Source organism: uncultured Maritalea sp., from assembly GCF_937139385.1.
Lineage (GTDB): Bacteria > Pseudomonadota > Alphaproteobacteria > Rhizobiales > Devosiaceae > Maritalea > Maritalea porphyrae_A.
Genome location: NZ_CAKZPW010000093.1, coordinates 1 through 6684, shown reverse-complemented (window position 1 = coordinate 6684; position 6684 = coordinate 1). Strand labels below are relative to the sequence as shown.

Sequence of the window (6684 nt, the reverse complement as noted above, 5' to 3'; positions counted from 1 at the left end):
AAGACTATCACGCACCTTTGATTTTTTGCCGTCGGCCCCAACGAGCATGGTGGCTGATACTGAAGTGCCGTCTTGACTGCTTATTTTGTAATGGCCATTTTCCTGCTTGATTTGCTCAACCATAGTTTCTTTGACGTCGAAGTGTTGAGATGGCTGTGAAAAAGCATCGAGCAAATCACAATTAGCAAAATTGTAGCCAAATGCTTCAATCTCTATCTCAGCACTATCAAACAAAGCCTCTGGTGCCCGCAATAGCCGGCTTGTGGCGTCAATGATCCTGATTTTGCGCAGTGGAGTGCCGAAGGCATGCGGATCAGATATCAGGCCCGCATGAAGCATGAAGTCGACGGTCGGCATCATCAAGGCGGATGTTCGATAGTCCTTGGCAAACGCAGGTGCGAAATGAACGACACTGAAGCCACGCTCTGCGGCCAGTCGCGCGGCCGCAACGCCTGTTAGGCCGCCACCAATTATTGCTATGTCGTATTGCATCAAGCTCTCTTGCTCTGAGTGAAAAGCACCAAAGCCTTATGCCTCAATTCAAACCCTATGCCAATCACCATGGTGACGCAGCCGGTGGCGATAACTGCAAATCGATAGTTCACACCGTTCAAATATGAATTATGCTCCACCGAACACACAAAACCATTCAAGACGAGGGGATTCGGCAAATGGAATGGATTTCAGACCCTGCGATTTGGGCCAGTTTGGCCACACTAACGGCCATGGAGATTATCCTAGGTATAGACAATATCGTCTTCATATCCGTGCTTGTATCGCGTTTGCCTGAAAAACAGGCAGATCAAGCCCGCAAAATTGGCCTCGCTTTGGCATTGGTCGCCCGAATAGTAATGCTGGCACTCCTGGCCTGGATCATTGGCCTAACACAGCCACTTTTTACAGCCTTTGGCCATGATTTCGCATGGCGAGACGTCATCTTGATCGCCGGAGGATTATTCCTGCTCTACAAAGCGACCCATGAAATCCACCAAGCAGTGGAAGACCCGCATGGGGATGAACCCAAATCCAAAGTTGGCGCCACATTTATGGCCATTATCGGTCAGATTATCATTATTGACATCGTCTTTTCTGTCGATTCAATCGTCACCGCAATCGGCATGGCCCAGCATGTGCCCGTCATGGTTGCAGCGGTCACTATTGCAATGTTTGTCATGTATGTTGGGTCAATTCCAATTTCCAAGTTTATTGCTGAGCACCCAACAACCAAAATGCTCGCTTTGGCGTTTTTGATGCTCATTGGTATGTCTCTCGTTGCGGACGGCATTGGGTTTCATATTCCAAAAGGATATATCTATTTCGCTATGGCATTCGCAACTGGCGTCGAATCGATCAATATATTGATTTCACTACGCAAAAAACGCCAAAAACAAAGCTAGAAATCCAAATGCACTGCAAAGGCGAGGGGGGCGAACCCTCTCGCTTGGTTGTTTCGTGCGTCAAAAATTGTAGGCAAAGTGGGGCGTTCGCGCATTTGAGCCCAACAATTGAATTTTATATCGATTTACCCCTTGCAACTTGTGGCGCACTACGTTAGATCACGCTCCATCATTGCGGGTGGGTGGCAGAGCTGGTTGAATGCACCGGTCTTGAAAACCGGCGAGCGTGCAAGCGTTCCGGGGGTTCGAATCCCTCCCCACCCGCCATGATAAAAACCCAAACATGGCCATGGTTTTGATGCCCGCTAGAGCTGGGCAAGCTCGCATGCGTCATCATGTACGAATTGCACTTTATCCAAACATTCGTTGACTAGAGTATTAAATGCTGGATCCGCAGAAACGGGTTTCGTGTGTTCAACGATAAGGCGGCAACGGCGCAATAAAACCTGAGATGCTTTTGCCGCAGAATGGGCGGCAGTATCAGCATCGGCTAGGGTGATTTGGTCCGCACCGTCTTCTGTTCGCAAATGTTGAACCAGTTTGCGCACCAATTCGATTGAGCTTTCAAGCTCAGTCAGCCATTTCACCAACTCGTCGCGATCCATGGCACGAAGCATGCCCGTTGGTCGTTGGGCACGATCCAAAAATGTGGTTGCAAACGCAGGCTTTGCTGCTTCAGCCGCTCTGTTCATCAAATTCGCGCGATCTTCAATCGACAGGACAGCATCAATTTTTGGCATGTTGGCCGTTGGTTCCGTTGTTTTTCCAAATCAAAGGCTATCAGCCAACGTTAAAAGCGCAGTTAATTGCAGTGATTAAACTCATGAATGTTCAGCAATGGGTTGAAATTCAAGCAAAACCAACCAATATACGTCTCAGCAGAGCAAGAGGGGCGAAACAAACGGTGCGAAACATATTTTTGGTGGCTTTACTGGTTTCGCTGTTGTTTGTGCCTGCATTTTATTGGTGGTTTCAGGTCGATTTGATCTGGGTCGCAGCCTACGCGGCGATCTCTGCCGTGCTCGCGTTTACGGTTCCCTTTAGTTACAATTTGCTTGGTTTTGAAAAACGAGATCAGCAACGGGTTCTCGCCGCCAAAGAACAAGCCAATTATGAACGCATTCTCGGCGAAATACGCACCATCTCGTTGAACTTGAATGAGATTGGTGAAATTGAGGCCTCAAAGCAGACTGACCGACTATTGGGAATGGTGGACGATTACCACGAGGTGATAACAAAGCGGTTCGCAGATTCTCCGCTTTCGGTAAGTTCGCACGCAGAGATCGCCCAACGTGTCCAAAACATAGTGGTTCAAAACCTTTCTGATCTTGTGGTTATCGCGCGCAGCGTTTCTGGAATTGACCGGGAAGACTTGGCAAATTCGATGCCAGAGCAGGGCGCCGATTTGGCAATTGAGCGACGCATGGAACTAGTCAGCGCCCAGCGCACAAAAATGAACGAGATTATTGAAGCCAATCGCACCCTATTGACCGCGCTCGCAGAAACGTTGGTGGAAGTCGCCAATATTCAAAAGCAGGACGCCACAGAACACGATGAGGCCATATTGCGACTTCGTGAGTTGGCAGACCGCGCGAAGAAATTTCATATTTAGCGCTTATGGCGCAACGAAGGAGCTGTTTGATGAAGATGACCATGAAAGCACTTGTCGGTACTGCCCTTGTTGCCGGCGCGCTATCGCTTAGCGGTTGTGGCGGCGCACCAATTGAAACAACTGAAGCCGCACACGAAAACATTGCAAAGCTGGTCGCAGAGGATATCAAGCCCACACGGCAAGAAAACCGTGTCCGCGCCAACATTGAGCTAACGCCAACGAACCTGCTTTCGCTCCTGCCAAGTATTTCAGAGTACCCCATAACTGTTGGGCAGCCTGACAGTTCAAGCGTAGAGTCAGTCGAGATTTTCACCTCTTCGGAAAAGTCGGGAAAAGGCACAGATGGGCTCTATAACGAATTGGCCGAACGGTTCAACAGAATGGGCAAAAGCATAAGCAATGGCAAAACCGCCGCCATTTCCGTGCGTAAAATGCCCTCTGGCCTGGGTGCGCAGTTCATTCTTGCTGGACAAAATGTCCCGGACGCATTTTCACCTTCCAATAAGCTCTGGGGTAAAATGATAGAGTCCCAAGGCATTTCGGTTGATGAAATAAACCCTGTTACAGCGCCAAACACAGCAGGCATTGTGGTGCGTAAAAGCAAAATTGATCTGATCACAACGGATGGTGTTTTGGATCTGCAGAAATTGCTTACGGAAGTCACCAGCGGCGAATTCTCGATGGGGTACACAAACCCCTACCAGTCAAGCACTGGTTTGAACTTCTTGATGATGGTTTTGCACTCCTTTGCGCAAGGTGACGAGGCTGAGTTCTTGTCGCCAGATGTGGCCAGTGCTTTTGAAGCATTCCAGCTCGGTGTTCCATTCGTTGCACAGAATACGTTGCAAATGCGCGATGCAGCAGTCGGCAGCGGTGTGCTCGACGCTTTGGTAATGGAAAACCAAACTTGGGTAAATGTTACCGGCATGGCAGATTACGAATTCGTACCATTTGGCGTGCGCCATGACAGCCCGCTCTATGCACTGCCACAAGCTGATGAAGCAGAGCGCGAAGTGCTCGATTTGTTCAACAAATTCATTATTGAGAACAAAGGCCAAATTTCAGACTTTGGTTTTGGTGGCAATCCCACTTACAAATCGAGCTACGATATCACTGATGGGTCATTGATCCAGCAAGCGCAAAAGCTCTGGAAAGATAAAAAGTCAGGTGGCAAGCCCATCGCTGCTGTGTTTGTGGCCGATGTTTCCGGTTCAATGGATGGCTCACGGATCAAGGAGTTGCAAAAAGCGCTTGTGGATTCGTCTGACCTCATCGCCGCGAGCAATGCAATTGGTTTGGTCAGCTACAACAATGCGGTGAATATTGATCTGCCCGTACGCCAATTCAATTTACAGCAAAAATCTCTCTTTATTGGAGCTGTCGAAAGCCTTTCTGCTGGTGGTGCAACAGCAACGAACGACGCCGTGGTTGTTGCTGCAAACGAACTCATCAATTTCGGTGCGGCCAACCCAGATCACAAACTGATCATATTCGTATTGAGCGATGGAGAAACCAACGAAGGCTTGGACTTTTCTACAGTAAAAGAAACCCTGCGGTTTGCACGAATTCCAATTCACACCATTGCGTACGAGCTTTCTTCGGATCACCTCAAAGAAATGGCGAGTTTGGTTGAAGCGGCATATATCGAATCCAGCGTTGGTTCAGCATCATACCGCATCGGCAACCTTTTGAATTCGGAGATGTAATTTGGCTTGGCTGAAATCCTTTATAGCTCTGGTTCTCCTGCAGGCCGTCATTTGGGGCGGCACGCATTTTTACTATTCAACCAACCCAAAGCAGGTTCTTTTGGTCGTCGACACGTCTTATGCGATGAAGTCGAATTTTACCGACGCGCAAAAGTGGATTGATGATTTTGTGGCCAGCACCCGCTACACCAACATCGAAGTCGGCACGGACAAAGTTGCTTTAGGCAACCTCAAAGACTTGCGTTCCCAAGACGTATTGTTCAGAACCGCATTTGGCCGCATTTCTGCCGAGAATGTATCTGCACTATATGCGAATGCAAACGCACCAACCAAATACCTACTTACCAGCGAACCTCTAACACTCGAAGGTTGGCAGGTAGTTTCATGGTAATATAGTCCCCCCATGAAATAGCACTGCTCAAGCAAATATCGAAATGCAATACGCTACATCTCTATTTGACCCAATCAGAGCTAGACAAACCAGTATTCATTGCGTTTAATTCGCCCCAAGCGCGCAAAAAGTGTGCACCATAAAAACGAGACTACTCTGGGGACAAACATACATGACATATAAGTCAGATATTGAGATCGCGCGCGCCGCGGTCAAACAACCTATTGCGCAAATTGGCGCGAAACTTGGCATCGATAATTCTCACCTTTTGCCCTTTGGGCACGACAAAGCCAAAATCTCCGAAGAATTCATCAAGTCATTGGACGGTCAAAAAGACGGTAAACTGATCTTGGTCACCGCCATCAACCCAACGCCAGCAGGCGAGGGGAAAACCACCACCACCGTTGGTCTTGGTGATGGGCTAAATAGAATTGGCAAAAACGCAACGATATGTATCCGCGAACCTTCGCTTGGCCCATGTTTTGGCATGAAGGGCGGCGCAGCAGGGGGCGGATATGCGCAGGTTGTGCCGATGGAGGATATCAACCTACACTTCACTGGTGACTTCCACGCCATTACTTCAGCCCACAATCTCCTATCCGCAATGCTCGACAATCATGTTTATTGGGGCAACGAAGAAAAGATCGATATTCGCCGCATCACTTGGCGTCGGGTAATCGACATGAACGATCGCGCGTTGCGTTCAATTGTGGCTTCGCTCGGCGGCGTAGCAAACGGCTATCCGCGCGAAGCTGGCTTTGACATCACTGTTGCTTCTGAGATCATGGCCATTCTTTGCCTTGCAGATGATTTGGAAGACTTGCAGAACCGATTGGGCAATATCATCGTCGCCTATCGGAACGACAAAACACCCGTCTATTGTCGCGATATCAAAGCTGATGGCGCAATGACTGTTTTGTTGCAACAAGCAATGCAGCCCAATCTGGTACAAACACTTGAGAACAACCCCGCCTTCATTCATGGCGGACCATTCGCCAACATCGCTCATGGTTGTAATTCAGTAATTGCCACAAAAACAGCGCTCAAACTCGCCGATTATGTGGTTACAGAAGCTGGATTTGGCGCGGACCTTGGGGCTGAAAAATTCTTTGACATTAAATGTCGCAAAGCCGGTTTGAAACCATCTGCAGTTGTTATTGTCGCAACCATCCGCGCCCTCAAAATGAATGGCGGGGTGGCTAAAGACGCACTTGGGAACGAAGATGTGGATGCATTAGTGCGCGGTTGCGCAAACCTTGGTCGTCACATCGAAAACATTCAAAAGTTTGGAGTGCCAGCGGTTGTTGCCATCAACCACTTCGTCACCGATACGGACGCGGAAGTGCAATCCATCCGAGATTACGCAAGCTCCGTGGGAGCCGAAGCCATATTATGCCAACATTGGGAAAAAGGCTCAGAAGGGACTGTTGAGCTTGCTAATCGGATCGTGGAGATTGCGGAAGGTAACACAGCGGACTTCAAGCCACTTTATGAAGACGATCTGCCCTTACTCGCTAAGATTGAGAAGGTCGCCAAAGATATCTATCGCGCCGACAAAGTTGTAGTCGATAAAAAGAT

At 48.8% G+C, this 6684-nt stretch carries 7 protein-coding genes and 1 tRNA gene; 6 read left to right on the top strand and 2 right to left on the bottom strand.

The window, feature by feature from the left end:
- Positions 1-492: FAD-dependent oxidoreductase (locus tag Q0231_RS03860; RefSeq protein WP_299345317.1), on the bottom strand; the 492-nt coding region annotated here is incomplete at its 3' end.
- Positions 493-671: 179 nt separating this feature from the next.
- Here Q0231_RS03860 and Q0231_RS03855 point away from each other — a divergent pair.
- Positions 672-1397 (top strand): TerC family protein, encoded by a 726-nt coding sequence (locus Q0231_RS03855; protein ID WP_269394250.1) that lies wholly within the window; start codon positions 672-674, stop codon positions 1395-1397.
- Positions 1398-1573: 176 nt separating this feature from the next.
- A tRNA-Ser gene (locus Q0231_RS03850) sits at positions 1574-1664 on the top strand.
- Positions 1665-1702: 38 nt separating this feature from the next.
- Here Q0231_RS03850 and Q0231_RS03845 read toward each other — a convergent pair.
- Positions 1703-2137: a hypothetical protein gene (locus Q0231_RS03845; protein WP_269394249.1), complete on the bottom strand. Its 435-nt coding sequence runs from the start codon at positions 2135-2137 to the stop codon at positions 1703-1705.
- A gap of 164 nt (positions 2138-2301) precedes the next feature.
- On the opposite strand from Q0231_RS03845, the gene Q0231_RS03840 reads away from it, so the two are divergent.
- From Q0231_RS03840 to Q0231_RS03825, 4 genes are all read left to right on the top strand, one after another.
- The gene (locus tag Q0231_RS03840; protein WP_269394248.1) at positions 2302-3009 is read left to right on the top strand and encodes a hypothetical protein; all 708 of its coding nucleotides are present in this window, start codon (positions 2302-2304) and stop codon (positions 3007-3009) included.
- 29 nt (positions 3010-3038) lie between these two features.
- Entirely contained in the window at positions 3039-4715 is a 1677-nt protein-coding gene (locus tag Q0231_RS03835; protein ID WP_269394247.1) for a vWA domain-containing protein, read from the top strand.
- A gap of 1 nt (position 4716) precedes the next feature.
- A complete protein-coding gene (locus tag Q0231_RS03830; RefSeq protein WP_269394246.1) occupies positions 4717-5106 on the top strand; it encodes a hypothetical protein in 390 nt (129 codons plus the stop codon).
- Positions 5107-5278: 172 nt separating this feature from the next.
- A partial coding sequence (locus Q0231_RS03825; RefSeq protein WP_299345308.1) for a formate--tetrahydrofolate ligase occupies positions 5279-6684 on the top strand: 1406 nt, incomplete at its 3' end.

Excerpts from the sequence above, each read along its gene's own strand:
- Q0231_RS03855 (WP_269394250.1), top strand. The coding sequence starts at position 672 with ATGGAATGGATTTCAGACCCTGCGATTTGGGCCAGTTTGGCCACACTA.
- Q0231_RS03835 (WP_269394247.1), top strand. The coding sequence starts at position 3,039 with ATGAAGATGACCATGAAAGCACTTGTCGGTACTGCCCTTGTTGCCGGC.
- Q0231_RS03845 (WP_269394249.1), bottom strand. The coding sequence starts at position 2,137 with ATGCCAAAAATTGATGCTGTCCTGTCGATTGAAGATCGCGCGAATTTG.